The 26,537-nt window shown below is 72.2% G+C and carries 22 protein-coding genes and 1 riboswitch; of the genes, 10 read left to right on the forward strand and 12 right to left on the reverse strand.

The window, feature by feature from the left end; translation table 11 throughout:
- Positions 1–119: 119 nt before the first annotated feature.
- The 6 genes from OG386_RS13530 to OG386_RS13555 are packed head-to-tail and all read left to right on the forward strand — an operon-like array spanning position 120 to position 5,914.
- Complete coding sequence (locus OG386_RS13530) at positions 120–1,148, forward strand: ABC transporter substrate-binding protein (RefSeq protein WP_328788382.1); 1,029 nt, start codon at positions 120–122, stop codon at positions 1,146–1,148.
- Positions 1,138–2,259: a FecCD family ABC transporter permease gene (locus OG386_RS13535; protein WP_328788383.1), complete on the forward strand. Its 1,122-nt coding sequence runs from the start codon at positions 1,138–1,140 to the stop codon at positions 2,257–2,259. Before OG386_RS13530 ends, OG386_RS13535 begins: the two co-directional genes overlap by 11 nt.
- Entirely contained in the window at positions 2,256–3,080 is an 825-nt protein-coding gene (locus tag OG386_RS13540) for an ABC transporter ATP-binding protein (protein WP_328788384.1), read from the forward strand. The genes OG386_RS13535 and OG386_RS13540 overlap by 4 nt, the downstream gene beginning before the upstream one ends.
- Entirely contained in the window at positions 3,077–3,910 is an 834-nt protein-coding gene (locus OG386_RS13545; RefSeq protein ID WP_328788385.1) for a Rossmann-like domain-containing protein, read from the forward strand. The genes OG386_RS13540 and OG386_RS13545 overlap by 4 nt, the downstream gene beginning before the upstream one ends.
- Complete coding sequence (locus OG386_RS13550; protein WP_328788386.1) at positions 3,907–4,959, forward strand: GHMP family kinase ATP-binding protein; 1,053 nt, start codon at positions 3,907–3,909, stop codon at positions 4,957–4,959. Before OG386_RS13545 ends, OG386_RS13550 begins: the two co-directional genes overlap by 4 nt.
- Positions 4,880–5,914, forward strand: a complete 1,035-nt coding sequence (locus OG386_RS13555) for a pyridoxal-phosphate dependent enzyme (protein WP_328788387.1) — start codon at positions 4,880–4,882, stop codon at positions 5,912–5,914. Before OG386_RS13550 ends, OG386_RS13555 begins: the two co-directional genes overlap by 80 nt.
- Before the next feature lie 200 nt (positions 5,915–6,114).
- Here OG386_RS13555 and OG386_RS13560 read toward each other — a convergent pair whose 3' ends face one another.
- Positions 6,115–7,212: a M20 family metallopeptidase gene (locus OG386_RS13560; RefSeq protein ID WP_443053308.1), complete on the reverse strand. Its 1,098-nt coding sequence runs from the start codon at positions 7,210–7,212 to the stop codon at positions 6,115–6,117.
- A gap of 154 nt (positions 7,213–7,366) precedes the next feature.
- Here OG386_RS13560 and OG386_RS13565 point away from each other — a divergent pair, with 154 nt between their 5' ends.
- Positions 7,367–7,720: a hypothetical protein gene (locus tag OG386_RS13565; protein WP_328788389.1), complete on the forward strand. Its 354-nt coding sequence runs from the start codon at positions 7,367–7,369 to the stop codon at positions 7,718–7,720.
- Positions 7,721–7,782: 62 nt separating this feature from the next.
- Positions 7,783–8,886 (forward strand): hypothetical protein, encoded by a 1,104-nt coding sequence (locus tag OG386_RS13570; protein WP_328788390.1) that lies wholly within the window; start codon positions 7,783–7,785, stop codon positions 8,884–8,886.
- Positions 8,887–8,992: 106 nt separating this feature from the next.
- Here the strand turns inward: OG386_RS13570 and OG386_RS13575 are convergent, their stop codons facing one another.
- The 7 genes from OG386_RS13575 to OG386_RS13605 all read right to left on the reverse strand — a co-directional run bounded on the left by OG386_RS13575 (position 8,993) and on the right by OG386_RS13605 (position 17,952).
- Positions 8,993–9,415, reverse strand: coding sequence for an acyl-CoA thioesterase (locus OG386_RS13575; protein WP_327382868.1), 423 nt, complete (start codon positions 9,413–9,415; stop codon positions 8,993–8,995).
- Positions 9,416–9,465: 50 nt separating this feature from the next.
- Positions 9,466–10,575, reverse strand: coding sequence for a radical SAM protein (locus OG386_RS13580; protein ID WP_328788391.1), 1,110 nt, complete (start codon positions 10,573–10,575; stop codon positions 9,466–9,468).
- Positions 10,576–10,624: 49 nt separating this feature from the next.
- The gene (locus tag OG386_RS13585; protein ID WP_328788392.1) at positions 10,625–12,328 is read right to left on the reverse strand and encodes a Phenylacetic acid catabolic protein; all 1,704 of its coding nucleotides are present in this window, start codon (positions 12,326–12,328) and stop codon (positions 10,625–10,627) included.
- Between the two features lie 260 nt (positions 12,329–12,588).
- Positions 12,589–13,239 (reverse strand): thymidine kinase, encoded by a 651-nt coding sequence (locus OG386_RS13590; protein ID WP_328788393.1) that lies wholly within the window; start codon positions 13,237–13,239, stop codon positions 12,589–12,591.
- Positions 13,240–13,310: 71 nt separating this feature from the next.
- Complete coding sequence (locus tag OG386_RS13595) at positions 13,311–14,513, reverse strand: alkaline phosphatase family protein (protein WP_328788394.1); 1,203 nt, start codon at positions 14,511–14,513, stop codon at positions 13,311–13,313.
- Positions 14,513–15,112, reverse strand: a complete 600-nt coding sequence (locus OG386_RS13600) for a DUF5998 family protein (RefSeq protein ID WP_030026988.1) — start codon at positions 15,110–15,112, stop codon at positions 14,513–14,515. The genes OG386_RS13595 and OG386_RS13600 overlap by 1 nt, the downstream gene beginning before the upstream one ends.
- 50 nt (positions 15,113–15,162) lie before the next feature.
- A complete protein-coding gene (locus tag OG386_RS13605) occupies positions 15,163–17,952 on the reverse strand; it encodes a bifunctional acetate--CoA ligase family protein/GNAT family N-acetyltransferase (RefSeq protein WP_328788395.1) in 2,790 nt (929 codons plus the stop codon).
- A 183-nt stretch (positions 17,953–18,135) separates the two neighbouring features.
- On the opposite strand from OG386_RS13605, the gene OG386_RS13610 reads away from it, so the two are divergent.
- The gene (locus tag OG386_RS13610; RefSeq protein WP_030012489.1) at positions 18,136–18,417 is read left to right on the forward strand and encodes an HPr family phosphocarrier protein; all 282 of its coding nucleotides are present in this window, start codon (positions 18,136–18,138) and stop codon (positions 18,415–18,417) included.
- Positions 18,418–19,012: 595 nt separating this feature from the next.
- On the opposite strand, the gene OG386_RS13615 is transcribed toward OG386_RS13610, so the two are convergent.
- The 4 genes from OG386_RS13615 to OG386_RS13630 all read right to left on the reverse strand — a co-directional run bounded on the left by OG386_RS13615 (position 19,013) and on the right by OG386_RS13630 (position 23,807).
- Entirely contained in the window at positions 19,013–19,690 is a 678-nt protein-coding gene (locus OG386_RS13615) for a GntR family transcriptional regulator (protein ID WP_328788396.1), read from the reverse strand.
- Between the two features lie 186 nt (positions 19,691–19,876).
- A complete protein-coding gene (locus OG386_RS13620) occupies positions 19,877–20,680 on the reverse strand; it encodes a M23 family metallopeptidase (protein WP_328788397.1) in 804 nt (267 codons plus the stop codon).
- A 12-nt stretch (positions 20,681–20,692) separates the two neighbouring features.
- A riboswitch (cyclic di-AMP (ydaO/yuaA leader) is annotated at positions 20,693–20,849 on the reverse strand.
- 217 nt (positions 20,850–21,066) lie between these two features.
- Complete coding sequence (locus tag OG386_RS13625; RefSeq protein WP_328793244.1) at positions 21,067–22,434, reverse strand: M16 family metallopeptidase; 1,368 nt, start codon at positions 22,432–22,434, stop codon at positions 21,067–21,069.
- A 20-nt stretch (positions 22,435–22,454) separates the two neighbouring features.
- Positions 22,455–23,807, reverse strand: a complete 1,353-nt coding sequence (locus OG386_RS13630) for a M16 family metallopeptidase (protein ID WP_327382876.1) — start codon at positions 23,805–23,807, stop codon at positions 22,455–22,457.
- Between the two features lie 265 nt (positions 23,808–24,072).
- Between OG386_RS13630 and OG386_RS13635 the strand changes: the two genes are divergently transcribed.
- Positions 24,073–26,529 carry a DNA gyrase/topoisomerase IV subunit A gene (locus OG386_RS13635; RefSeq protein ID WP_328788398.1) on the forward strand — a complete coding sequence of 819 codons (2,457 nt, stop codon included), beginning with the start codon at positions 24,073–24,075 and terminating at the stop codon, positions 26,527–26,529.
- Positions 26,530–26,537 lie beyond the last annotated feature (8 nt).

Here is a 26,537-nt window from a genome sequence, read left to right on the forward strand (position 1 = left end):
TTCGGTGAACCTCGACCCGGGGGTGTTAATGAAAACGATAACCATTACAGTACCCTTCGAACACGGCACTCCTGCCCGGCGCTCGACCACACCCACGCTCTTCCCAGACCGGAGAACCCATGCGCCACCGCGCCCGGATCGGCATCCCCCTCGCACTCGCCCTGGCACTCGCCACCACGGGCTGCTCGACCACCACCGGCGACCACGCATCGAAGGGCGGACCCGCCACCCGCACGGCGGCACTCGACAGTTGCGGGCGGCAGTTCTCCTTCGACCGGCCCCCGCAGCGCGCCGTCGCCCTGGACCAGACCTCGACCGAAACCCTGCTGGAACTGGGGCTCCAGGACCGGATGGCCGGGACGGCCAACCTCAAGACGAAGATCCCCGCGCAGTACCAGGACGCCTACGCCAAGGTCCCGGTCATCGCCCCCAAGATCGCCACTGGCGAGCAACTGCTGGCGGCCACGCCCGACTTCGTGGTGGCCGGCTCCACCGACCTCTACACGAAGGACCGCGCCGGCACCCGCGAGGAACTGGCCGCCCTGGGGGTCCCCACCTTCGTCAGCGCGGTGGACTGCCCGCAGCAGAACGAGGCCGGAAAGACACCCTTCGAACTGCTCTTCTCCGACTACGAACAGCTCGGCAAGGTCTTCGGCGGCGAGGAGCGGGCCGGCCGGCTCGCCCAGGAGCAGCGCGCCGCCGTCGCCAAGGCCGGCGAGAACGCCGCCGGGGCCACCGCCCGGGGCGGGAAGCAGCCCACCGTCGTCTACCTCTACTCGGTCTTCAACGGCATGCCCTACGTCGCCGGGCGCACCGGTCTGCCCAGTGAGATGAGCCGGATCGTCGGCGCGAAGAACGCCTTCGACGACGTGGCCGAGGACTGGCCGGAGGTCTCCTGGGAGGAAGTCGCCCGGCGCGACCCGGACTTCATCGTGATCGGCGATCTGAGCGAGCGCGGCCGGCCCGGCGACAGCGCCGCCGAGAAGCGCGCCGCGATGGCCGGGGACCCGGTCGTCTCCAAGCTGGCGGCGGTCCGCGACAACAAGATCATCGAGGTGCCGGGCATCGAACTGGACCCCTCCGTACGGTCCGTGCACGCCCTGGGGCTGCTGGCGGCGGGGATGAAGGACCTCGGACATGTCCGCTGACCCGGCGGTGGGGGTGGTGGACCTGCTGCTCCCGGCCGCCCGCGAGGTCCGGGTGGGCGCGCCGTCCGCGCCGCCGCGGGCCGCGCGGTCCGGCGCACCGGCCCGGGCGGGGCTGTTCCTCGCCGGCGTGCTCGTCCTGGTCGCCTCGGTGGCGGCGAGCACCCGCATCGGCAGCGCCGACGTGGGTTGGAGCGACCTCGGCCGGGTGCTCGGGGCCCGGCTGGGCCTGGCCACCGAACCGCTGCCGCCGCTGCTGGACTCGCTCGTCTGGGACCTGCGGCTACCGCGGGTCCTGATGGCGGCCCTGGTCGGCGCCTCGCTGGCGGTCTGCGGCACCGTACTGCAGGCCGTCACCCGCAACGCGCTGGCCGACCCGTACCTGCTCGGCGTGTCCTCGGGGGCCTCGGCCGGGGCCGTCACCGTGGCCGTCCTGCCCCTGTCCGGGCTGGGCGCCGGAACCCTCGGGATCACCGGCGGCGCCCTCGTCGGCGCCCTGCTCTCCTTCGGCCTGCTGGTGGCGCTGCTGCACCGGACGGGCCTGGACTCGGTCCGCATCGTCCTCACGGGCGTGGTCGTCGGGCAGCTCTTCACCGCCCTGACCTCACTCGTCCTGATGGCCTCGGCCGACGCCGACACCACGCGCGCCCTCACCCACTGGCTGCTGGGGTCGATGGCCCCGGCCCGTTGGGACGCCGTCGTGGTCTGTGCGGTCGTCACCCCGCTGGGGCTCGCGGCCGCCTGGCTGTGCGCGAACGCCCTCGACGGGCTCGCGTTCGGCGCGGACACCGCCGCCTCGCTGGGGATCGGCGTACGGCGCACCCGGCTGCTGCTGCTCGTGGTGACGGCCGTGCTGACCTCGGTGGCGGTGGCCACCGTCGGCGCCATCGGGTTCGTCGGACTGATCGTCCCGCACGGGGTGCGCCTGCTGGCCGGTCCGCTGCACCGGGTCCTGCTCCCCCACGCGGCGCTCGCCGGCGCGGTGTTCCTGGTCTGGACCGACGCCCTGGCTCGGGTCGCCTTCGCGCCGCGCGAGATACCGGTCGGCGTGATCACCGCGCTGCTCGGCGTACCGCTGTTCCTCCTCGTCCTGCGCAGGAGGGGTGAACTGTGAGGATCACCGCCGAAGACCTGAGCTGGTCGGCCTCGGGCACGCCCGTCGTCCGCGGGGTCGATCTGGACATCGCGCCGGGCGAGACGGTCGGGCTGCTCGGCCCCAACGGCTCCGGCAAGTCCTCGTTGTTGCGCTGCCTGGCCGGGCTGCGCGCGCCCGACGCGGGCACGGTGCGCTACGACGGCCGGTCGATACGGAACTGGAGCGCGCGCCGCATCGCCCGCCGGATCGCCTTCGTGGAACAGGACTCCGGATCCGACTCCGACCTGCGCGTCGCCGACGTCGTGGGGCTGGGACGGACCCCCTTCCGCGACGGCCTGCGCGGACCGGACGCCACCGACCGGGCCGTCGTCGCCGCCGCGCTGGACCGCGTCGGCCTCACCGCGCTCGCCGGGCGCTCCTGGAAGAGCCTGTCGGGCGGCGAGCGGCAGCGCGCGCACATCGCCCGCGCGCTCGCCCAGCAACCGTACGGTCTGCTCCTCGACGAGCCCACCAACCACCTGGACGTCAAACACCAGTTGGAGCTGATGGAACTGCTCGCTGGCACCGCGCAGACGGTCCTGGTCGCCCTGCACGACCTCACCCTGGCCGCCCGCCACTGCGATCGGCTGCTGCTCATGCACCGGGGCCGCCTGATCGCCTCCGGCACCCCCGCCGCCGTCCTCACCGCCGAACGCCTCGCACGGATCTTCGAGGTCGACGCCGAACTGGCCACCGACTCCCTGGGGCGGCCCTCGGTGTCCTACCGCGGCCCCCTGCGCACCACCCCACCCCCACCCCCACCCGCACCCCTTCCCGTACTCCGACAAGGAACGTCATGACGAGCCACCCGACCTCCGCACCCGCACCGACCGTCGACTCCCTCATCGCGGCGGTACTGGCCGGTGAACACGGCCCGCTGCCCCGCGAACTCGTGGCGACCAGCGTGTTCTGGATCCACCACGGCACCCGGCTGGCCGGCGGCGACACCACCTACCTCAACCAGTACGTCCTGGTGCGCCTCGGCGGCTCCTTCGGCGGCTGCGCCTTCGAGGCCGGCGAGATCGACCCGGCGATCTGCCGCGACTCCTCGGGCGCCCCGCTCGACGTGCTGCTGCGCGAGGCTCCGCGCCCGCTGCGGATCGCCGCCCTCGACGCGTACCTGGCCGGGCAGCTCCCGCACCGCGACGCCGGAGCGGAGCGGCTCACCCTCCCCGCGGGCACCCCCGAAGTGCGCGCCCGGGCCCGTGACGCGGCCATCGCCGGGCTGCTGGACATCCGCGCGGGCGCCCGGGTCGGCCTCATCGGCGTGGTGAACCCGCTGGTCGCGGCGATCCGCGAGCGGGGCGGCGTACCGCTGCCGTGCGACTTCAACCTCACGTCCACCCAGTGGGGCGACCCCGTCACCACCGACATGCACGAGGTGCTGGAGCACGCCGACGCCGTCGTCGCCACCGGCATGACCCTCAGCAACGGCTCCTTCGACACCGTCCTCGACCGCTGCCGCACCCGGGGCGTCCCGCTGGTCGTCTACGCGCAGAGCGGCAGCGCGGTGGCCCGGGCCTTCCTCGGCTCCGGGGTGACCGCCCTGTCCGCGGAGCCCTTCCCCTTCTCGCAGTTCAGCGCCGACCCGACGCCGCTGTACCGCTACCGGACGGCGGTTCAGCCGTGATCGCACCCCCCGCCCGCCGCGGCACCGGGCACGCCCCGTGCCACCACGGCGAGATCCTCCAGGGCGTCTTCCTCGACGCCACCGGGCGCCGGTGCGCCGGCCTGGTCACCCTGCCGATGTCCGGGATGGGCAGCCGGGCCGAGTTCACCCGGCTGCCCGGTACCCCGCCGGAGCAGCTCACCGTCCTACCGGGAGCCCGCACGAAGGCCGCCCGAGCGGCGGCCCTCACCGTCGCGGAATGCGCACGGCGACGCCGGGAGCCGCCCTGCGGAGGGGAGTTGCGGCTCACCGGCGACATCCCGGTGGGACTCGGCATGGGCAGCTCCACCAGTGATGTCATCGCCGTCGTGCGCGCCGTCGCGGACTCCTACGGGGTGCGGCTGGCACCCGGCACCGTCGCCCGGCTGGCGGTGCGCGCCGAACTGGCCTGCGACCCGCTGATGCTCGACGGCCGCCCGACGCTCTTCGCCCAGCGCGAGGGGCGGGTGCTGGAGGTCCTCGGCCCCCGCCTGCCGCCCCTCGTCGTCGTGGGCTGCGCCCTGGGCGGGGGCGCGCCCGTGGACACCCTCGCCCTGCCGGTCCCTACGTACGACGAGAGCGACGTACGCGCCTTCGAGCGGCTGCGCGCCCTGCTGCGGCGGGCCGTGGCCACGGGCGACGCCGCCCTGCTGGGCCGGGTCGCGAGCGCCAGCGCGCGACGGGGCCAACAGCTCTTGTCCCATCCGGAGTTCGACGCGCTCACCGGCATCGGCCGGCGGCTCGGGGCTCTGGGGGTCCAGATCGCGCACAGCGGTGCGGTGGCCGGTCTGCTCCTCGACCCGGCGGCCCCGGGCCTGCGCCACCGGATCCGCGATTGCGTGCGGGCCCTGGACAGCAACGGCATCGCCGCGACCCGCGTCTTCACGACCTTCCCGCCCCTTCCGTCCCTCCCACCCCTCCCGCCCCTCCCGTCGACCCAGGAGTTCCCGAGTGGACCAGCACATTGCGGAGGCCATCGGCCGGCCCGACCTGATACGCCTCGACGACCGGCTCGTCTGCCTGCGCTTTGAGACCATGAAGGTCGTCTCCGCCCTCGCCGCGGTCCGCCACCTGCTCGACACGGGGGTGGTGCGGCGCGGGGACACCCTGCTGGACAGCTCCAGCGGGATCTACGCGTACGCCCTCGCGCTGGCCTGTCACCGCCACGGCATGCGCTGTCACATCGTCGGCTCGACGACCGTCGATCGCACGCTGTGCACCCAACTGGCCGTGCTCGGGGCGACGCTGGATCGGATGGAGCCCTGCGAGGACCTGAAGCTGGACCAGAAGCGGCGGGTCGAGCGCGTCCACGAGATCCTCGCGGAGCACCCCGAGTACCACTGGATGCGGCAGTACCACGACGACATCCACTACCTGGGCTACCGTGCCGTGGCCGAGCAGATCCGGCAGTCGACGGGCGCGGGCGCCCTGACCCTGGTCGGCGGGGTCGGCTCGGGCGCCTCCACCGGAGCCCTCGCCCGCTATCTGAGGGAGGGATCCCCCGATGTCGAACTCGTCGGCGTGCAGCCCTTCGGCAGTGTCACCTTCGGCGCCGAGCACGTCGCCGACCCCGAGATCATCATTGCCGGGATCGGCAGCTCCATCCCCTTCGAGAACGTCAGCCACGCGTCCTACGACACGCTCCACTGGATCTCCTTCGACGCCGCGTTGGCCGGCAGCGTCGACCTGTTGCGGCGGCACGCGGTCTTCGCCGGCCTGTCCACCGGGGCCGGCTACCTAGCCGCCCGCTGGGAACGCAGCCAGGCCCCGGAACGCACGGTCCTGTTCATCGCCGCCGACACCGGCCACCGGTACGTGGACGGCGTGTACGCCCGCCACCGCGAGGCGGCCGCCGTCGACTCCCTGACGCCGCGGCAGGTCACGGGCCGGACCGAACTCGCGCTCCCCTGGTCCCGGATGCACTGGAACCGGGCCCCGGGCGTACGGCCGACCGATCGAACCCGATCATCCATCAGTCACGAGTGATCGATCCGATCGTGCCGCTCCTCCCCGTGTGCCCGATCCCTCGAAATGCCGGGGGCGCCGCGCCGCCGCCTCCCCTTGCCGTCGCTCGGTGGATTACCGGGACATCCAACGGGCGTCACAAGGGCGGCGACCGGAACGGGGGGACCCTTGGGGCGCGCCTCGTCCCCATCGACACGGTGTGGTGCGGGTCCGGCGATGTCCTACCCGCCGTCGCGGATCGCGTTCACGAGTCCCGTGACGAGATGCGCCCGCTCCGCCATCGCATCGACCACCAGGTACTCGTGGTCGGCGTGCGCGCCGCCGCCGACCGCTCCCAAGCCGTCGAGCGTAGGCACCCCCAACGCGCCCGTGAAGTTGCCGTCGCTGCCGCCGCCGACCGCCTTGCCCTCGATGCCCGGCAGCAGTCGCCGCGCCATCTCGAACAACTCCGCCGACGCCGACTCCGGCATCGGGGGCCGGCCCACGGACCCCCGAACCACGATCTCCGCCCCGTCCAGGTGCGGAGCCAGTGCCGCCATCGCCGCCTCGACGCGCTCCTTCTCCGCGGCCGACTCGACCCGGACGTCGACCCACACCGTCGCCTCCGCCGGAACGACGTTGTCCGAGGTTCCCGCCGAGGCCACGGTCGGCGTCACCGTCGTCCCGATCTCCGGCCGGCCGAGCGCCACGAGGTCCAGCACCTGGTACGCGGCCTCGACCAGCGCGTTCACTCCGGCCTCCGGCTCCAACCCCGCATGCGCCGCCCGCCCCTTGACGACCACCTCGAACGTGCCGCACCCCTTGCGCCCCGTCTTCAGGCCCCCGCCGTCGGCCGCACCCTCGAACACGAGCACCGCGCCGCAGGCACGAGCCCGCTCCTCGATCAGAACCCGGGAGGAACCGGAACCGACCTCCTCGTCAGCGGTCACCAGGACCTCCACACCCGAGAGGTCGTCCAGCGCCGCCAGGCCGTGGAGGGCCTGAACCAGACCCCCGAGCATGTCGAAGACCCCGGGGCCCGTCGCGTGCCCGCCCTCCACCCGGAAGGGGCGGCGCCCCAGCGTGCCCAGCGGGAAGACCGTGTCGTGGTGACCGAGGATCAGCACCCGGGGATCGCCCCCGCCCGACCAGTGCACGTGCGGCCCGGCCTGGCTCTCCACCAGGACGGCCCGCCCGCCCAGCCGGCTCTCGATGACGGCCGCCACAGCACGGGCCGACGCGTTCAGCGCATCGAGGTCACGCGAGGGGGACTCGACCTCGACGAGCGTGCGCAAGTCCTCGAGCATCGCGTCAACACTCACGGCAGTGCTCTGGTGCATCCTCATGTCCTCACGATACGGGCACGCCCGGCAGGCCCCTGGAAGCGATGTCCGGGGCGGAAACCGGGTGGCCGCCGAGGTCGCGTCGCCACTAGGGTCCGATCTCCCGACGGGCCGTGCCAGCGCGGCTTCCCAGGTTCAGAGAGCGACTCACATGACCGGCCAGCAAGCAACGACGACCCTGTGGCGCCCCACCGGCCCCGTGGAGCTGGACCTGGTGCGCGAGTTGGACTGGCGCGCGTGGCCGCCCAGGCTCCCCGAGCAGCCGATCTTCTACCCGGTCCTCAACGAGGACTACGCGGTCAGGATCGCCCGGGACTGGAACGTAAAGCACGACGGCGCCGGCTTCGTCACCCGGTTCGAGGTCGAGACGGAGTTCTTGAGCAGGTATCCCGTCCAGCAGGCCGGCGGCCGGACGATCCTCGAACTCTGGGTTCCGGCTGAGGAGCTGGACGACTTCAACGCCCACATCGTCGGCGAGATCCAGGTGGTCCACGAGTTCCGCTGAGGCAGGAGGACGGCGTCGGGACCGGCGTGTAGCCTCGGCCCCGAACCGCGAGTGAGGATCACATGACCCGCACGACCCCGCCCCGCCCGGTCGACGCCGAGGTCCTCTTCCCGGCGCTCGCCGGCCACCGCCGCACCAGCACCCGTCTCCACCCGCGCCACGGCTCTCCCGAGGTCGAGGACAGCTCGGTGGCCGGTCCGTTCCTGTGGCCCGCAGACGAGCCGTGGCCCGTGTGCACCGCCGTCCACCGCAAGGGCCGCGGGCACCGACTATCCGACGTACGCCTCCAGCGGCGGCTCCTCGACGAAGCGTGGCGCCGCGATCCCGGGTCGGGTCCGGGCGACGCGGAACGCACGGTCCTGGACGCCCTCCGGCCGGGACCGCACGCCCCGCACATCGCCGACACGGACCCGATTCCGCTGCTCGCCGTCGCGCAGCTCTTCACCCGTGACGTCCCCGACCTCGTCGGACCGGACGGCTGCGACCTGCTCCAGGTCCTCTGGTGTCCCTTCGAGGTGCACGGCCCCGACCGGACCGTCGACGTCGTACTGAAGTGGCGGCGCTCCCAGGACGTGGGCGAGGTCCTCGCCGTGATCCCGGAACCCGTCGTCGTGGGCCGGGCCGAATGCGTCCCGAACCCGTGCGGGCTGCACCCCGAACAGGTGGTGGAGCACGAGTACGAGGGCCTGCTGGACGAGGACCTTCAGGAGGCCATCGACACGTGGGAGGGAGGAGACGAGGACGAGGAGGAGGACGACGACGCCTTCGACTCCTCCGGCCCCTCCGACCCCTCCGGCTTCGACACGTACGAGGAGTACGCGGCCGCCATGGCCGCCGCGCGCGCGGACGAGGAGGACGAGGTCACCTACCGGGGTGACCTGTCCATCGCACCGGGCTGGAAGGTCGGCGGCTTCGCCTCCTGGCACCTCACCGATCCGGCGGACATCACCTGTGGAGCTTGCGGAACGCCCATGCCTCCCCTGCTCACCGTGGCCGGCGGCGAGTGGGACGGGGCCTCGGAGAGCTGGATCCCGCTGGAGGACCGGCCCGCCGTGCCGGACGACCGGATCAGTGACCCGGTCGGCGTCCACCTCGGCCGCGGCCTCATGCGCATCCACACCTGCCCCGCCGCTCCGGCACATCCCCACCGGCTCAGCTTCCAGTAGGCAGGCACCACGGGCCGTCACGACGCTCGACAACGCGGGGGCGCGCCGTGCTCGTGCGTACCGGGTTCGTGGCCGAGGGCGAGATCCGGCTGGACGGCCGCCCCGGTCAGAGTCCGATGACCGTGGGGTCCTCGGCCAGCTTGCGGAGGTAGCCGCCGGGGTCGGCGACCAGGGTGCGGCGGGCCAGGTCGAGGAGGCCGATCGTGCCGGTCACCTCGCAGGCCAGGGTGCCGTCCGCCTTCCGGATGTCCTGCCGCAGCCGGAAGGTCTTGCCCGTCCCCCACTCGAAGGTGCAGACCACGTCGACCCGGTCCCCGCCCTGGAGCTCGCGCTTGAACTTCAGGGTGCACTCCAGCTGGGCCGGTCCGACCCCGCCGGCCAGCAGCTTGTCGCCCGGAATGCCCGCGGCCAGCAGCACTTCCCACAGCGCGTGCTCGCAGTACTGGAGGTAGACCGCCTGGTTGAGGTGGCCGCGGGTGTCGAGCTCGTACTCGCGGACGGCGATGCGAACGCTGAACGGCTGGGGCACGTCAGTGCGTCCCTTCCTTGTTCCTTGTGGCTTGCGGTGGTTCGGTTCCGTCAGGCCGTGCGGTGCGGGCTGTACGGCGACCAGCTCCACTGGCGCCAGTAGCCCTCCGAGACGCCGAGCCAGGTGCGCAGGTCGTCGGGGCCGTCGAGGAACTCGTGCATGCTCATCAGCAGCCAACTGTGCACCGCCTGGCTGTCCCGGCAGTCCCCGCAGTGGCCGGAAGTGCAACAGAACTGTACGGTTTCGAGGTCGGCACCCCATGCGTTGAATCCCGGCAGCACCGGGTGTCCGTTGGCGATGCGTTCCGTGTGCGCCTTGTGGTCGACGCTGATGCTCGGGCACACGTCGTACCCGAAGTCCTGGCCGTGCGAACGGCCGGTGATGAGGGCCTCGATGTAGTACGGGTCGTTCACCACCGCCCGCGGGAACAGCTCCTTGACGCGCAGGGCCTCGTCGAGCAGCTTGCGGCCTTCGAGCGCCTTGAGCGGGTGGTCGCCGCCGTACTCGCTGTAGAAGTTGAAGCTGATCAGATTGCCGTTGTCGGCCATCTTGCGGACGGTCTCTTCGATGTATCCGACCCCGGGCTCGGTCAGCGCGTAGATGAACGTGGCCCGGGGGTCGTCGCGGTAGTTGGTGAGGGCGGTGTCGATCAGGCCGGAGAAGCGGCGGCCGTTGGGGTGGATCGCCCGGAGCTGGTCGTCGAGCGGACCGCCGCCGAAGACGGACACGGCGATCGCCACGTCCTCGAACCCCTCCCGAGGCAGGGCGAGGAGGCCGTTGGTCGAGATGGTCACGTAGTCGAGCAGCTCGACGAACGGTCTGATCTTGTCCGGGACGAGGGTCGGCTCCCCGCCGATGAGGAGCGCCGAGGTGACCCCGTCGGCCTTCAGGCGCTCCACGAAGCTGCGCACTTTGGCCCGATCGCGCTCGTCCGTGACGGCCGAGTCGAAGTCGTGGGCGAAGAACCAGCAGCCGTCGCACCGGATGTTGCAGGCACCGGTGAGGTGTACCTCCGTGTTGCGCACCTGCCGCCCGAAGCTGCGTAACGCGTCGAGTCTGACCCCCAGTTCCGGTTCCTTTCCGACGATGTCGGCGACGCGTGCGCGGATCTCGTCCCGCGAGCGGGGCCGCCGGGTGAGGTTCAGTGGCTGGGCTGACATGCTCGGGGGCTCCTCTGTTCTGCTGCCGGTCTTCTGCAGATCGGGCGGGTCAGACCGGAAGGGTCAGCCCGAGTTTCTTGACCTTCGCGCCGCCGCGGACCTCCCAGTCGTGCCGGGCCTCGGCGTTGGTACGGGTCCGCAGGCCCCAGCTGACGGCGATCTCCGCCTTCTTGGAGGTCGGATTGCCGAAGACGTCCAGCGAGTGCGGCCACAGCCGGTCGACCGCCGCCTGCACCTGCTTCTTGCCCTCGCGGTCCTTGACCAGGCCGCGGACGATGCGGGCGCCGTGCGCGATGTGCACGCGCTCGTCCTGGATGACGGTGCGGAAGGAGTCGGCCCAGGGGCGGTAGCTGCTCGCGGACATCTCCTTGAGCAGCTCCATCACGGCGTCCTCGATCAGCCAGGACACCACGCCGCGCTCGGCCCAGGTGGTGCTGTTGTGGAAGTCGGCCGTCAGGAAGAGCTTGCGCCGCTCCTCCAGCGTCTGGGTCGACATCCGTGTGGTGTCGATGCCCAGGTCCGACAGGACCGCGCTGGCCACCTTGAAGTGGTTGATCTCCTCGGCGGCACGCTCGCAGCAGACCTGCCGCTCCTCCGCGTTCGGCGCCAGCGGGTAGAAGACCCGGATGTAGTCGTCGGCCCCGGACAGCTCGCCCTCCGCGTGGATGAGCATCTGCCTCTTCGCCATGGACTGGTATTCCTCGGGCATGCCGAGGAATTCCTCGGGGGTGCGCACCACGATCACTTCGTCGTCCGACGGCACCTTGGCCACCTTCACTCTCTCTGGCAGGGGAAGCGTCTCCAGGCGGGGCGGCTTCACCCTGTCATCGCCGGGTATCGCCCGTCTTGTAGAAAACGGCCCCCGTACGTGCCCTGCTCCGGCGGAGAGGAAGACGCTGGTGACCCGGCCGGCGATGCGGTCCACGCGGGCGGGCCCGGCGTCGCCCAGGGCCCGGTGGGCCAGGAACTCCGCGGGCGTCAGGCTGGTCATCGCCTTGAACTCGTGCTGGAAATGCGGCTGGTCGTGAAATCCGCAGGCCGAGGCGGTGGCCGTGGCCGAGGCACCGGTGGTGAGCAGGTGCAGCGCGTGCCGCAACCGGACCACGCGCGTGACGGCCATCGGGGACACTCCGATCTGCTCCTGGAAGCGTCGCCGCAGCTGTCGTTCGCTCCAGCCGACCTCGGCAGCCACGTCTCCGACGGGAAGGTGTCGGCGGCCGACGCAGAGCAGCTCCCAGGCCCGCAGCACCTGCGGGCAGACCGCGGGCCCGGACGCGCAGGCGCGGGTCAGCACGCGGTCGAGGAGGGTGAACCGCTCGGCCCAGCCCGGGGCGGCGGCGAGCGCGTCGGCGAGGGCCCGGCCTCGGGCACCGAGGACCGCGTCCAGGTCGACCACGGACTCGGCGAGCTCGTGCATGTCGACGGCGAGGACACTGAAGGCGGCCCAGGGGGTGAGGATCAGCTGCATCCCCGAGACCCGGCCGTCGTGCTCCCCCAGTGCGGCACGGGTGTGCAGACCCGCGACCAGCGAGGTGTACGGCGTCCACGCGGGGTGGGCGGCGTTCGCAATGCGCACCGGGCCCTCGAAGCCGATGACCAGCGTCACCATCCCTTGGGGCAGTTCGAGGCGGCGCTGCGGCCTCCTCGGGGCGATCCGAAAGCCCCGGTAGCTGTGCACCCCCGGCCGTAATCGCTCGTCCGGCAAGGCCCGTGCGATCTCCCACTCCCCGGACGGACAGGACACAAGCCTCATGTCGGCTCCCCCCTTTCAGTGGCATCCAACCGCGCGCCCGTCCCCCCGGCCAGCGGGGGAATAGGCCAGTCCGGGCGGAGCCCTCGAGGAGGCCCTCGGCCATGAGCGGGAGCGGCTCCAGGCTCACGACCGGAACGGGAAGGTGTGCGGCCAGATCCCCGGGCCGGCCGCGGGCGCACCGTACGGGTTTCCCGGGAACGGCGGAGGTGGGGGGTAGCCAGTCACCAGAAACGGCCAGGTGACGGGCGCGGGGAATGCGCTCAGGCGTGATTGACGGGGAGGACGTCCGGGGAGAGGGCGCCGGCGTGGGCCGCGGCCGAGGTCATCCGCTTGCGGTGGTGGCGGCGGCACAGGACCTCGTACCCGATCTCGCCGGCCGGGCGGTTCACGTCGCCGACCACCACCTGGGCGCCCTCGACCACCATCTCCCCGCCCACCGTACGGGCGTTGTGCGTGGCCCGGGCACCGCACCAGCACAGGGCCTCCACCTGGAGCTGCTCCAGGCGGTCCGCCAGCTCGATCAGCCGCTGCGAGCCCGGGAAGAGCTTCGTCCGGAAGTCCGTCGTGATCCCGAAGGCGAAGACGTCCATGTCCAAGTCATCCACGATCCGGGCCAGTTGATCGATCTGGACGGGCGCAAGGAACTGGGCCTCGTCCACGATCACGTAGTCCGCCCTGCCGCCCTTGGAGATCTGCGCGACCAGGTACGCGTACAGGTCCATGTCCTCCGGCGCCTCGACCGCCTCCGTCACCAAACCCAGCCGGGACGACAGCTTGCCCTCGCCCGCCCGGTCGTCACGGGTGAAGATCACGCCCTGGAGCCCCCGCGCGTCACGGTTGTGGGCGATCTGGAGCGCCAGAGTGCTCTTTCCGCAGTCCATCGTTCCGGAGAAGAACACCAGCTCGGGCATGGGAAGTACGGGACCTTTCGGGTCGTGGGGGCAGGTGGTGGGCGGTGGGCCGGGCGGCCGGTGGGCGAAGGTCAGGTGCGGATTTCGAGCAGCGGGACGAGCTGCTCCGCCGCCGTCATGGAGCCGTGCATTCCGGCGAGGGCGGATTCGTTCGGCTCGTTGCGCGAGGCGGTGATCGCGACATCGGCCTGGGCGGCCGCCACCACGTCGCCGATGCGCCCGAGCACGCGCTCGTCGCACTCCCCCGGCGTACCGAACCAGCCCAGTTCCAGGGCCTCTTCGCGGCTCGCGACCCAGAACCGGTCGCCGAGCACCTCGCGCCACACGGTCAGCACGTCGGCCTCGGCGCCCGGCACCGCGTACACGTGCCGGGCCCGACCCTCGCCGCCCAGCAGGGCGACGCCGGCGCTCAGCTCCCAGTCCTCGTCGAAGTCGATCCGGGAGTCCTCGTCGAAGGGGACGTCGACCATGCCGTGGTCCGCGGTCACGTACAGGGCGGTGCGCGGCGGCAGCTGCTCGGCGAGCCGCTGGACGAGCCGGTCCACGTACATCAGCTGGCCGCGCCACGCGTCGGAGTCCACGCCGTGCCGATGACCGGCCCCGTCGAGCTCGCTGAAGTAGGTGTAGACGAGCGAGCGGTCACCGGCCGCGAGGCGCTCGGCCGCCAGGTCCATCCGCTCCTCGCCGGTCATCCGGCCGAGGAAGGTGCCGCCGCTCAGCGCGATCTTGGTGAGCGGGGTGGTCTGGAAGGCGGGCGAGGACACCTGGGCGGTCGCCACCCCGGCCTTGTCGGCCTGCTGGAAGACGGTCGGGTACGGCTGCCAGGGCTTCGGCGAGGTCCACGGGTACCAGCGGAGCTGGTTCATGAGTTCGCCGGTGGCGGGGTTGCGGACGGCGTAGCCGGGCAGGCCGTGGCGGGCCGGCGGCAGGCCGGTACCCACGGAGGCGAGCGAGGTGGCCGTGGTCGCCGGGAAGCCCGCGGTGATCGGGCGACCGGTGCCGCCGCGCGAGCTGCCGAGCAGGGAGGTGAGGTACGGGGCCTCGTCAGGGTGGGCCTTGATCTGCTCCCAGCCCATGCCGTCGACCAGGAACACGCAGTTCCGGTCGGCCGGGGTCAGCTCGGTGATGGCGGCGGTGAAACCGGGGACGCCCTGGCCCGCCACGAGCGTGGGCAGCAGGTCGGCGAGCGATCCGGCGCCGTACTCCGGGACGGGGGCGCCCGCCAGGTCCAGCAGCTCCGGCTCGGGCCACTCCTGTGCCGCGGAGTACGCCATCAGCGGGCGGAGGTGGAGGACGTCGCCGCCGTGGCCTCGCTGAGGGCCTGCGCGAAGACCAGGGTCTGGCGCACCGCCTCCGGCCCGTCGCCGGCTTCGCTGACCCGCAGGCTGAGGTCGTCGGCGGTGGAGTTGCCGGTGTACCCGTGGTCGGAGTCGCAGTTCGGGTCGCCGCAGGCGGCCGGCTCCAGGTCGATCCGGGAGACCGCGCCCCAGCCGATGGTCAGGACGACCTCGCGGGGCAGGGTGCCGGGGGTGTAGGACTCCGGGTTGGCGACGACGCGGCTGAGCACCACGGAGGAGATGCTGGACAGCTTGACCGACTCGGTGGACGTGGTCGCGTACGGGGAGGGGGACCCGGCGTCGGCAGCCTGCTCGTCGGTGTGGCTGACGATGAAGCGGTTGCCGGTCAGGACCAGCACGGTGACGTGACGGCGCACCTCGTTGGAGTCGAAGGTCGTCTCCTGGTGGACCAGGTACGACGAAATCGGCTCGCCGCCCACCGCGGCCTCCACGGCCTCGGCCACGAGGGCCGGGTAGTAGCCGCTGCGCTCGATCGCCGTGCGCAGCCCCTGGGTCGTCGTACCGGATTTCGCCATGAGGTCCATCCTAAGGCCCGTACGGGGCCCTCAGGCCGCGCCGTACCCGGTCAGTAACTGGGGAGGGTCCGCGGGCCGAGATCGCCGCGGGCCGGCGGGTGGGCGACGCGGACGGTGGCGCTGAGGGCGGAGACGCCTTCGGCGGCGACCACGACGGGCTCCAGTGAGACGCCGATCACCTCGGGGTGGTCGTCCACGAGGCGGGAGAGCCGCAGGAGCAGTTCCTCCAGGGCGGGGGTGTCCACGGGGTCGCTGCCGCGCCAGCCGAACAGGAGGGGTGCGGTCCGGATGGACCGGATCAGTCCGGCGGCGTCCCGGTCGGTGGCGGGGACGAGCCGGTGCGCGGTGTCGCCGAGCAGCTCGGAAGCGACGCCGGCGAGCCCGAAGGAGAGGACGGCGCCCGCGGCGGGGTCGATGACGGAGCGGACGACGGTGTCGACCCCGCGCGCCACCATGGCCTGCACCACGGGCTGGAGCTCGGCCGGCTTGCCCAGTGCGTCGGTGAGCTCCTCGTACGAACGCCTCAGCTCGGCCTCGTTCGTGAGGTCGAGGCGTACGCCGCCCAGGTCCGCGCGGTGGCGCAGGTGCGGGGCGGTGGTCTTGAGCGCCACCGGGTAGCCCAGCACCCCGGCGGCGCGGACCGCCGCGTCGGCGCTCGGCGCGGGCAGGGTGGGCAGGACGCGGATCCCGTAGGCCGCGAGCAGGTCGCGGGCGTCCCGGTCGGTCAGGGTCAGCACGGCGCCGGGGTCGACGTCCGCCAGCAGCCGGGCCAGCCGGTCCGCGGTCCCGGCCTCGTCGATGTCCTCGTACTCGGGGACGCGCCCGTCGTCGTCGGCGGTGGCCCGGCGCCACTGCCCGTACCGGACGGCTTCGGCGACGGCCTTGACCGCGCGTTCGGCGGCGGGGTAGCTGGGGATGCTGTCGCCGGCGGCGGACAGCGGCCCGGCCGGTGCGCGGGGCGCCGGGTCCGCCGCGGGGCCCCAGCTGCGGGACGGTGCGGGGTGCGGGGCGCCGCGCACGGCGGACAGGGCTTCGACGAGCTCGCCGAGCTCGACGTGCACCACCGCGACCGGCTTGCCCGGGTACGCGGCCACGGCTTCGCGCAGGGCGCCCGCCAGGTCGTCCGCCGGAGCGTCCTCGCTCACCCACGGGATGGCCGTGACCACCACCGCGTCGCAGTCCTCGGAGCGCAGCGCTTCGGTCAGGGCGGTGCGGAAGTCGGCCGGCGCGGCCGCCGTCGTCAGGTCCAGCGGCGGCAGCGGCCGCAGGCCCTGGGTGAGGCAGGCGTCGTAGGTGAGGATCCCGAGGGATTCGGAGTTGCCGAGGATCGCGATCCGGGGCCCGGCGGGCAGCGGCTGCGCCGCCAGCAGGAGGCCGACGTCCACCAGCTCGGTGACCGTGTCGACGCGGATGACACCGGCCTGGCGCAGCAGGGCGGAGACGGTGGCCTCCGGCAGCCGGGTGTCGGGGACGACGTGCCCGGCCGGGCTGTGCCGGCCGCCCTTGGCCACGACCACCGGCTTGACGGCCGCCGTCCGGCGGGCGAGTCGGGTGAACTTCCGCGGGTTGCCGAGGGTTTCGAGGTAGAGCAGGGCTACGTCGGTCGCCTCGTCGTCGTACCAGTACTGGAGGATGTCGTTTCCGGACACGTCGGCGCGGTTGCCCGCGGAGACGAAGGAGGACAGGCCCTCGCCGCGCCGGAGCAGGGCCGAGAGCAGGGCGATCCCGATCGCCCCGGACTGCGTGAACAGGCCGATCCGGCCGCGCGTCGGGATCGGCGCGGGGGTCAGGGAGGCGTTGAGTTCCACCTCCGGCGCGGTGTTGATCACGCCGTAGGCGTTCGGTCCGATCAGCCGCATCCCGTACGAGCGCACCTGCCGCACCAGTTCGCGCTGGCGGGCGAGTCCGGCCGGGCCGCTCTCCCCGTACCCGGCGGACAGGACGACGAGCCCCTGCACCCCGTGCTCGCCGCAGGCGGCCACCGCTTCGGGGACCCGGTCGGCCGGAACGGCGATCACTGCGAGGTCGACCGGAGCGTCGATGGCGTCGATGGTGCGGTAGGCCCGCACGCCGTCGAGCAGGTCGCGGGTGACGGCCTCGTTGACGGCGTAGAGGTGGCCGTGGAAGCCGCCGTCGCGCAGGTTGCGCAGCGCGGCCGCGCCCACGCCCGCACCGGAGCGGCTGACTCCGATGACGGCCACCGAGCCGGGGGCCAGCAGTCGCTGCACCGAGTGGGCCTCGGCCCGCTGTTCGCGGGCGCGCTGCACGGCGAGCGACTCGGCGGTGGGTTCGAGGTCGAGGGTGAGGTGGACGGAGCCGTCCTCGAAGCTGCGCTTCTGCTGGTAGCCGGCGTCCGTGAAGACTTTGATCATCTTGGTGTTGGCGGGCAGCACCTCGGCGACGAACCGCCGGATGCCGCGCTCGCGGGCCACCGCGCCGATGTGTTCGAGGAGGGCGGAGGCGACCCCGCGGCCCTGATGGGCGTCCTGGACGAGGAAGGCGACCTCGGCCTCGTCGGCGGGTCCGGAGGCGGGCCGGCCGTCGGCGCCGATGCGGTCGTAGCGGACGGTGCCGATGAACTCGCCGCCGATGGTCGCGGCGAGCCCGACCCGGTCCACGTAGTCGTGGTGCGTGAAGCGGTGCACGTCGCGGTCGGAGAGCCGGGGGTAGGGAGCGAAGAACCGGTAGTACTTCGACTCGTCCGAGACCTGCTCGTAGAAGCTGACGAGCCGGCCCGCGTCCTCGGTGGTGATGGGCCTGATCCGGGCGGTGCCTCCGTCGCGCAGGACGACATCGGCTTCCCAGTGGGCCGGGTACGAGGGGTCCGACTCGATGGTCATGGGCCTACCTTACGGCCGGATCGGGCCGTGGAGCCCTCGCGCGGCGCCGCGGCAGGACGGGACGAATCAGGGCAAGCTGGGGAAGGCCGAACGGCGGAAAATTCAGGCCGAAGGTAGGTCCGAGCATTCCGGGTGCCGTGAGAGACTGGTCTAGACAACCGTAAGAACCTGAAGGGCATCACCATGGCAGAGCGCCGCGTCAACGTTGGTTGGGCCGAGGGCCTGCACGCTCGTCCCGCCTCGATCTTCGTCCGTGCGACGACCGCTTCCGGCGTCCCGGTGACCATCGCGAAGTCCGGCGGCGACCCCGTCAACGCCGCCTCCATGCTGGCGGTCCTGGGTCTCGGCGCCCAGGGCGGCGAGGAGATCGTCCTCGCCTCCGAGGCCGAGGGTGCGGACGCCGCGCTCGACCGCCTCGCGAAGCTGGTCGCCGAGGGTCTCGAGGAGCTCCCCGAGACCGTCTGACCCTTCGGGTTCGACTTCACGCGCGAAGCCGCGGCCCCGCTCCGGGGGACCGCGGCTTCGTCGTTCACCAGAGCCCGGACCGAGGACCGGAGCCGGGGTCCGACCCGGGGGCGGGCTCGGGCTCGGGGTCCGGGGGCCGGGCTCATGAGCCGGCCGGGCTCCGTCCCGGGACGGTCTCGGAGTCGAGGTCCGGTCTCCGGCTCAGGGCCGGCTTCCGGCCCGGGGGCCGCGTTCGGGAGCCGGGCACCGGCCCGGGGGCCGCGCTCGGGGACCGGGAGGCCGACTCGGGGGCCGCGCTCGGGGCCTGTCCCCAACTCCGGGGGCGCACCCCAGGAGCCGGGCTCCGGGCAGTCCTCCGGCCTCACCCGGCCTCACCCGGGCCCGCCCCGTGCGCTCACCCCGCGGGACCGCGGCCCCGCGGGCAGCGCGAACCCCGAAGAAATACCGCTCGCCGAAAAGGGCCCGCTGATATCCGGCCCGGCGCACGCCTAATTAAGCTCGGCCGGAATTCCGCACGGCGAATTGTTTCGACGCACGGCACATAGGCCGCCGTACAGCGAATTCACGCGACCCCACCCTTTGTATACGGCTGCTGTTAATGCCGGACGCTCGACATGTTTACGGCAGGTTGCGAAGTGCTCACCGCCGGGCGGAGCCGCAGCCGGTGCGCCCCCGCCGCACGGTCCGCGTGGGCCGCGGTCAGCGCCCGCGCCCGTTCGGCGTCGCCGCGCGCCACCGCGTCCACGATCGCCCCGTGCTCCGCCCAGGACTCCACGGGCCGGTCCGGCGCCTCCACCACGTACATCCACGCGATCTTGTGCCGCATCTGCGTGAGCAGCGCGATCAGCCCGGGGCTGCCGGAGGACTGCGCGAGCGTCTCGTGGAACCAACCGCCCAGGGACCGCAGGTCCTCGCCTTGGCCCCGCCTGGCCCGCTCCTGCCCCAGCCTGACCAGCCCGCGCAGCACCTTGAGGTGCGCGTCGGTGCGCCGCCGGGCGGCTCTCGCGGCAGCCAGCGGCTCCAGGAGCATCCGCAGCTCCAACAGGTCCGCGGCCTCCTGCCCGGTCGGCTCCGCCACGCAGGCCCCCGCGTGCCGCCGCGTGGTCACGAACCCCTCGGACTCCAGGGTCCGCAGGGCCTCGCGCACCGGGACGCGCGAGACCCCGTACCGGCGGGCCAGCACCTCCTCGGTCAGCCGGCCGCCCGGCTCGAACACCCCGGAGACGATGTCGTCGCGGATTGCTGTGCATACCGCGTGCGCAGGAATACGCAAGACCGAACCTCCGCCTATTTCCGACTGCCACCCTCATTGCACGCACATGCGCGTGCTGCGACTCTATTGCAACACACGATAATTTCCGAGAGCGGCCAGAAATACGAAACATTTACACAAAGACGCAACACACAAAGACCCCGGCTCGGGGAGCCGGGGTCTTCGGTGAAGCGGTGCGGGGCGGTGTCAGAGGCTGACGCCGTGCGAGCGCAGGTACGCGATCGGGTCGATGTCCGAGCCGTACTGCGCGCCCGTGCGGGCCTCGAAGTGCAGGTGCGGGCCGCTGGAGTTGCCGGTGGAGCCCGACAGGCCGATCTGCTGGCCGGGGGTGACCTGCTGGCCGACGGAGACGTTCAGCGAGCTCATGTGCCCGTACTGGGTGTAGGTGCCGTCGTTGTGCTTGATGACGACGTTGTTGCCGTACGCGCCACCCCAGCCGGCCTCGACGACGGTACCGACGCCCACCGCGTGGACCGAGGTGCCGGAGGCGGCGTGGAAGTCGATGCCCGTGTGGGAGCCGGAGGACCACATGCCGCCGCCCGCGTGGTACTGCGTGCTGACGTACGAGCCGTCCACCGGGGCGACGAAGGTGTTGAGGCGCTTGCGCTCCTCCTCGCGGGCGGCGCGCTCGGCGGCCTCGCGCTCGACCTTCGCCTTGACCTCGGCGAGGCGCTTGGCCTCCGCGGCCCGCTGCTTCGCGTCGGCCTCGGCCTGCGCCTTGACGGCGTCCTGCTCGGCGACGCGGTGCTGGGACTCGGCCTGGTCGGCTATGTCGCCCGCAAGGTCCTCGGCGACGACCACGGCACCCAGGCCGTTGTCCTGGCCGATGGTGCTGCTGTGGTTGTCCGCGGCGAAGGCCGGGGCGGCGAGGGAGCCGACGACGCCCGTAGTGGCGATCGCGGCGATACCGGCGTAACCGGCGGTCTTCTTGCTCAGGCGGCTGGAGCCACGGTGCTTACCGGTACCAGCGGGACGACTGCCAAACGCCATGAAGGGTTTGATCCTTTCCTTCCTTCTCGCCTACCGGGTTAGCTGACGGGTTCGGAGCAGGAAGGTCTCCTACGGACCTCCTCTTGCGAGGGAGTCCGATTCACCCCAGGGACTGTGGGTCCCCGGCTCCCCAGGCTCGCGCCTGACGGGGACTCGGCGATCGCTGTCCGGTGCCGCGGGTGCGGCGAGCACAACTGACGGGCAGCACGGCCGACGCTAGGCGGATCATCAGTCAATCGCCAAACAGACACGGCTTTTTGTTGCGTACGCCACACCACATAAAAGCAACCTCACCACTAAACGGACAAAAGGGGTTCTGGTGACCAAGTCACCAGAACCCCTTGCTGAAACCTTCAGCCGGCCCTCAATGAGCCGTCATCCGCCGGTCAGTTGGAGACGACCGTGACCTCTCCGATCCCAAGGGCCCGCACGGGCTCCTCGATCAGCGCCGCGTCGCCCACCAGCACGGTGACCAGCCGGTCCGCGGGGAAGGCCTGGACGACCGCCGTGGTCGCCTCCACCGTGCCCGTCGCGGCGAGCTGGGCGTACAACTGCGCCTGGTAGTCGTCCGGCAGCTCCTGCTCGACCTGGTCGGCGAGGGTGCCCGCGACCGAGGCCGCCGTCTCGAACTTCAGCGGGGCCACGCCCACCAGGTTCTGCACGGCGACGTCGCGTTCGGCGTCGGTCAGACCGCCCTCCGCGAGGGTGCGCAGCACCTTCCAGAGGTCCTCCAGCGCCGGTCCGGTGTTCGGGGTGTCCACCGAGCCGCTGATGGCGAGCATCGAGGCGCCCTTGCCGTCCGCGGTGGAGCGCAGCACCTGGCCGAAGGCGCGCACGCCGTAGGTGTACCCCTTCTCCTCGCGCAGCACCTTGTCCAGGCGCGAAGTGAGGGTGCCGCCCAGGCAGTACGTGCCCAGCACCTGGGCCGCCCACACCCGGTCGTGACGGTCCGCCCCGATCCGGCCGATCAGCAGCTGCGTCTGGACCGCGCCGGGCCGGTCCACGATGACCACGCGGCCGGTGTCGTCGGCGGTCACCGGCGGCACCGGGAGGGCCGCGGCGGTGTTGCCCGTCCACGTGCCCAGGGTGTCCGCGAGCACGGCGTCCAGGTCGATGCCGGTCAGGTCGCCCACGACCACCGCGGTGGCGGTGGCGGGGCGTACGTGGGCCTCGTAGAAGGCGCGCACGGCGGCGGAGTCGATCCGGGCGACCGTCTCCTCGGTGCCCTGGCGCGGCCGGGACATCCGCAGGGTGGCCGGGAAGAGCTCCTTGGAGAGCTGCTGCGCGGCGCGGCGCTGCGGGTTGGCCAGCTCGTGCGGGATCTCGTCGAGCCGGTTGCGCACCAGCCGGTCGACCTCGGCGTCGGCGAAGGCGGGGGCGCGCAGCGCCTCGGCGAGCAGGCCCAGCGCCTTGGCCAGCCGGGAGGCCGGTACCTCCAGCGAGACCCGCAGGCCCGGGTGGTCGGCGTGCGCGTCCAGGGTGGCGCCACAGCGCTCCAGCTCGGCCGCGAACTCCTCGGCGGAGTGCTTGTCGGTGCCCTCGGAGAAGGCCCGCGCCATGATGGTCGCCACGCCGTCCAGGCCCTCGGGCTCGGCGTCGAGCGGGGCGGCCAGGTTGACCTCGACCGCGACGACCTGCTGGCCCGGCCGGTGGCAGCGCAGCAGGGTCAGCCCGTTGGACAGCTGTCCGCGCTCGGGGGCCGGGAAGGCCCACGGCTGCGGCTCGCCGGCCTGCGGGCGCGGGTGGAAGGTCATCGTGACGGCTGCCGTGTCGCTCACTGCTCCGCCCCCTCGTTCTCGTCGGAGTCGTCGTGCTGGTCGGACTCGTCGGCCGCGAGCGGCTCGTAGACGAGCACCGCGCGGTTGTCCGGGCGCAGTCGGGCCGCGGCCACGGCCTGCACCTCCTCGGCGGTGACGTCGAGGACCCGCTGGACGGCGGTCAGCGCCAGCTGCGGGTCGCCGAACAGCACCGCGAAGCGGCACAGTTCGTCGGCGCGGCCGGCCACCGTGCTCAGCCGGTCCAGCCACTCGCGCTCCAGCTGTGCCTGGGCGCGCTCCATCTCCTCGGCCGTCGGGCCCTCGGCGGCGAACCGCGCGAGCTCCTCGTCCACGGCCGCCTCGATGGCGGGGATCTCGACCCCGCTGGAGGTCTTGACGTCCAGCCAGCCCAGCGAGGGCGCCCCGGCCAGGCGCAGCATGCCGAAGCCGGCCGCGACGGCGCTCTGGTCGCGGCGCACCAGCCGGTTGTGCAGCAGCGAGGACTCGCCGCCCCCCAGGATGGTCAGCGCCACGTCGGCGGCGTCGCACTCGCGGGTGCCGTCGTGCGGCAGCCGGTAGGCGGCCATCAGCGCACGCGCCGGGACCTCCTCGACGATCTCCTCGCGCAGCTGCTCCCCGATGACGTCGGGCAGCGAGCCGTCGCGGGGCGGCTGCTTGCCGTCGTGCGCGGGAATGGTGCCGAAGTACTTCTCGACCCAGGCGAGCGTCTGCTCGGGGTCGATGTCCCCGACGACCGAGAGCACCGCGTTGTTGGGCGCGTAGTACGTGCGGAAGAAGGTGCGCGCGTCCTCCAGGGAGGCGGCGTCCAGGTCGGCCATGGAGCCGATCGGGGTGTGGTGGTACGGGTGGCCCTCGGGGTAGGCCAGGGCGGTCAGCCGCTCGAAGGCCGTGCCGTAGGGAACGTTGTCGTAGCGCTGGCGGCGCTCGTTCTTGACGACGTCGCGCTGGTTCTCCATGGACTCGTCGTCCAGGGCGGCCAGCAGGGACCCCATCCGGTCCGCCTCCAGCCAGAGCGCGAGCTCCAGCTGGTGGGTCGGCATCGTCTCGAAGTAGTTGGTGCGCTCGAAGCTGGTGGTGCCGTTGAGGGAACCGCCGGCGCCCTGGACCAGTTCGAAGTGCCCGTTGCCGGGTACGCTCGCCGACCCCTGGAACATCAGGTGCTCGAAGAGGTGAGCCAGGCCGGTGCGTCCCTTGACTTCGTGGCGCGAGCCGACGTCGTACCAGAGGCAGACCGCGGCGACCGGGGTCAGGTGGTCCTCGGACAGCACCACGCGCAGGCCGTTGGCCAGCCGGTGCTCGGTCGCTGTCAGGCCGCCGGAGCCGGCCTGGGCTGTGGCCGTGTGACCCATGGGCATGTGGTCCCTTCGATCGCGATGCAGAGATTTCTTATCGACCTGCCACTGTATGCAAGCGCGCCGACCGCCGGATAAGTTCCCGGGTCACTCCCCCGCACTCCGTCCGGGGGACCCCCGGGGTCGGAGTCGGCGTTGTCGGTGCGTCGGGCCACAATGGTCCGCGTCGTACCCTCGCCGGACACCACAAGACCGTCCAACCCAGCCAGACACCCCGCCCGACACCCAGCACACCCCATTTTGGTTAAGGAGCCGCGCAGCGATGGCCCGCCGCAGCACGAAGACCCCGCCGCCGGAGGATTTCGAGGAGAAGATCCTCGACATCGACGTCGTCGACGAAATGCAGGGCTCCTTCCTCGAGTACGCGTACTCGGTGATCTACTCCCGCGCCCTGCCCGACGCCCGGGACGGCATGAAGCCGGTGCACCGGCGCATCGTCTACCAGATGAACGAGATGGGCCTGCGCCCCGACCGCGGCTACGTGAAGTGCGCCCGTGTCGTCGGCGAGGTCATGGGCAAGCTCCATCCGCACGGTGACGCGTCGATCTACGACGCCCTCGTGCGCATGGCCCAGCCCTTCTCCATGCGGCTGCCGCTGGTCGACGGCCACGGCAACTTCGGCTCGCTCGGCAACGACGACCCGCCGGCCGCGATGCGTTACACCGAGTGCAAGATGGCCGACGCCACCTCGCTGATGACGGAGTCGATCGACGAGGACACCGTCGACTTCACCGCCAACTACGACGGCCAGGAGCGGGAGCCGGTCGCCCTGCCCGCCGCGTACCCGAACCTGCTGGTCAACGGCGCTTCCGGGATCGCGGTCGGTATGGCCACCAACATGCCCCCGCACAACCTCGGCGAGGTCATCGCGGCCGCCCGCCACCTGATCCGGTACCCGCAGGCGGACCTGGAGGCGCTGATGCGCTTCGTACCGGGTCCCGACCTGCCCACGGGCGGCCGGATCGTCGGGCTCTCGGGCATCAAGGACGCCTACGAGAACGGCCGCGGCACCTTCAAGATCCGCGCGACGGTGGCGGTGGAGGACGTGACGGCGCGCCGCAAGGGCCTGGTCGTCACCGAACTGCCCTTCACGGTCGGCCCCGAAAAGGTCATCGCGAAGATCAAGGACCTGGTCGGCTCGAAGAAGCTCCAGGGCATCGCCGACGTCAAGGACCTCACCGACCGCTCGCACGGCCTGCGCCTGGTCATCGAGATCAAGAACGGCTTCCACCCGGAGGCCGTGCTGGAGCAGCTCTACAAGCTGACGCCGATGGAGGAGTCCTTCGGCATCAACAACGTGGCGCTGGTGGACGGGCAGCCCCTGACGCTGGGCCTCAAGGAGCTGCTGGAGGTCTACCTCGACCACCGCTTCGAGGTCGTCCGGCGGCGCAGCGAGTTCCGCCGCACCAAGCGCCGCGACCGGCTGCACCTGGTCGAGGGCCTGCTGGTGGCGCTCCTCGACATCGACGAGGTCATCCGGCTCATCCGGGACAGCGACAACTCCGCACAGGCCAAGTCCCGGCTGATGGAGCGGTTCTCGCTGAGCGACATCCAGACCCAGTACATCCTGGACACCCCGCTGCGCCGACTCACCCGGTTCGACCGGATCGAGCTGGAGTCCGAGCGCGACCGGCTGACGGGCGAGATCGACGAGCTGACCGGGATCCTGGAGTCGGACAGCGAGCTGCGCAAGCTGGTCTCCGCGGAACTGGCGGCGGTGGCGAAGAAGTTCGGCACCGAGCGCCGTACGGTGCTGCTGGAGTCCGCGGGCACCGCAGTGGCGGCCGTTCCGCTCGAGGTCGCGGACGACCCGTGCCGGGTGCTGCTGTCCTCGACGGGCCTGCTGGCGCGTACGGCGAACGGCGAGGCGCTGCCGGAGGAGGAGGGCGGCGTCCGCGCCAAGCACGACCTGATCGTCTCGCAGGTCGCCGCGACCGCCCGGGCCGATGTCGGCGCGGTCACCTCGTACGGGCGGCTGCTGCGGCTGTCGGTGATCGACCTGCCGCAGCTGCCGGACACGCACGCCGCGCCGAACTTGGCGGGCGGCGCTCCGGTCTCGGAGTTCCTCTCCGGGCTGGAAGCGGACGAGAAGGTGATCTGCCTGACCTCGCTGGACGAGTCCTCGCAGGGCCTCGCGCTGGGCACCGAGCAGGGCGTGGTCAAGCGCGTCGTACCGGACTACCCGGCGAACAAGGACGAGCTGGAGGTCATCACCCTCAAGGAGGGCGACCGGATCGTCGGCGCGGTCGAGCTGCGCACGGGTGAGGAGGACCTGGTCTTCATCACCGACGACGCCCAGCTGCTGCGCTACCCGGCGGGCCAGGTCCGCCCGCAGGGCCGCCCGGCGGGCGGTATGGCGGGCATCAAGCTCGCCGACGGCGCCAAGGTGATCCACTTCTCCGCCGTGGACCCGGCGCGGGACGCCGTGGTCTTCACGGTGGCGGGCTCGCACGGGACCCTGGACGGCTCGGTGCTGTCCGGGAAGCTGACCCCCTTCGACCAGTACCCGCGCAAGGGCCGGGCCACGGGCGGCGTGCGCTGCCAGCGGTTCCTGAAGGGCGAGGACGTACTGGTCCTGGCCTGGGCGGGCGGTTCCCCCGTCCGTGCCGCGGCGGCCAACGGCACTCCGGCCGAGCTGCCGACCGCGGACCCGCGCCGGGACGGCTCGGGGGCGGCGCTGCCGGCGGCGGTCGCGGCGCTGGCGGGAGCCGCGCTGTAGGTCGCGGG

The organism is Streptomyces sp. NBC_00273, assembly GCF_036178145.1.
Lineage (GTDB): Bacteria > Actinomycetota > Actinomycetes > Streptomycetales > Streptomycetaceae > Streptomyces.

Bases quoted from the DNA above. Each gene is read 5' to 3' on its own strand.
- OG386_RS13530 (WP_328788382.1), top strand. From the start codon at position 120: ATGCGCCACCGCGCCCGGATCGGCATCCCCCTCGCACTCGCCCTGGCA.
- OG386_RS13535 (WP_328788383.1), top strand. From the start codon at position 1,138: ATGTCCGCTGACCCGGCGGTGGGGGTGGTGGACCTGCTGCTCCCGGCC.
- OG386_RS13545 (WP_328788385.1), top strand. From the start codon at position 3,077: ATGACGAGCCACCCGACCTCCGCACCCGCACCGACCGTCGACTCCCTC.
- OG386_RS13560 (WP_443053308.1), bottom strand. From the start codon at position 7,212: ATGCACCAGAGCACTGCCGTGAGTGTTGACGCGATGCTCGAGGACTTG.
- OG386_RS13565 (WP_328788389.1), top strand. From the start codon at position 7,367: ATGACCGGCCAGCAAGCAACGACGACCCTGTGGCGCCCCACCGGCCCC.
- OG386_RS13570 (WP_328788390.1), top strand. From the start codon at position 7,783: ATGACCCGCACGACCCCGCCCCGCCCGGTCGACGCCGAGGTCCTCTTC.
- OG386_RS13580 (WP_328788391.1), bottom strand. From the start codon at position 10,575: ATGTCAGCCCAGCCACTGAACCTCACCCGGCGGCCCCGCTCGCGGGAC.
- OG386_RS13585 (WP_328788392.1), bottom strand. From the start codon at position 12,328: ATGAGGCTTGTGTCCTGTCCGTCCGGGGAGTGGGAGATCGCACGGGCC.
- OG386_RS13590 (WP_328788393.1), bottom strand. From the start codon at position 13,239: ATGCCCGAGCTGGTGTTCTTCTCCGGAACGATGGACTGCGGAAAGAGC.
- OG386_RS13595 (WP_328788394.1), bottom strand. From the start codon at position 14,513: ATGGCGTACTCCGCGGCACAGGAGTGGCCCGAGCCGGAGCTGCTGGAC.
- OG386_RS13600 (WP_030026988.1), bottom strand. From the start codon at position 15,112: ATGGCGAAATCCGGTACGACGACCCAGGGGCTGCGCACGGCGATCGAG.
- OG386_RS13605 (WP_328788395.1), bottom strand. From the start codon at position 17,952: ATGACCATCGAGTCGGACCCCTCGTACCCGGCCCACTGGGAAGCCGAT.
- OG386_RS13610 (WP_030012489.1), top strand. From the start codon at position 18,136: ATGGCAGAGCGCCGCGTCAACGTTGGTTGGGCCGAGGGCCTGCACGCT.
- OG386_RS13620 (WP_328788397.1), bottom strand. From the start codon at position 20,680: ATGGCGTTTGGCAGTCGTCCCGCTGGTACCGGTAAGCACCGTGGCTCC.
- OG386_RS13625 (WP_328793244.1), bottom strand. From the start codon at position 22,434: ATGACCTTCCACCCGCGCCCGCAGGCCGGCGAGCCGCAGCCGTGGGCC.
- OG386_RS13630 (WP_327382876.1), bottom strand. From the start codon at position 23,807: ATGGGTCACACGGCCACAGCCCAGGCCGGCTCCGGCGGCCTGACAGCG.
- OG386_RS13635 (WP_328788398.1), top strand. From the start codon at position 24,073: ATGGCCCGCCGCAGCACGAAGACCCCGCCGCCGGAGGATTTCGAGGAG.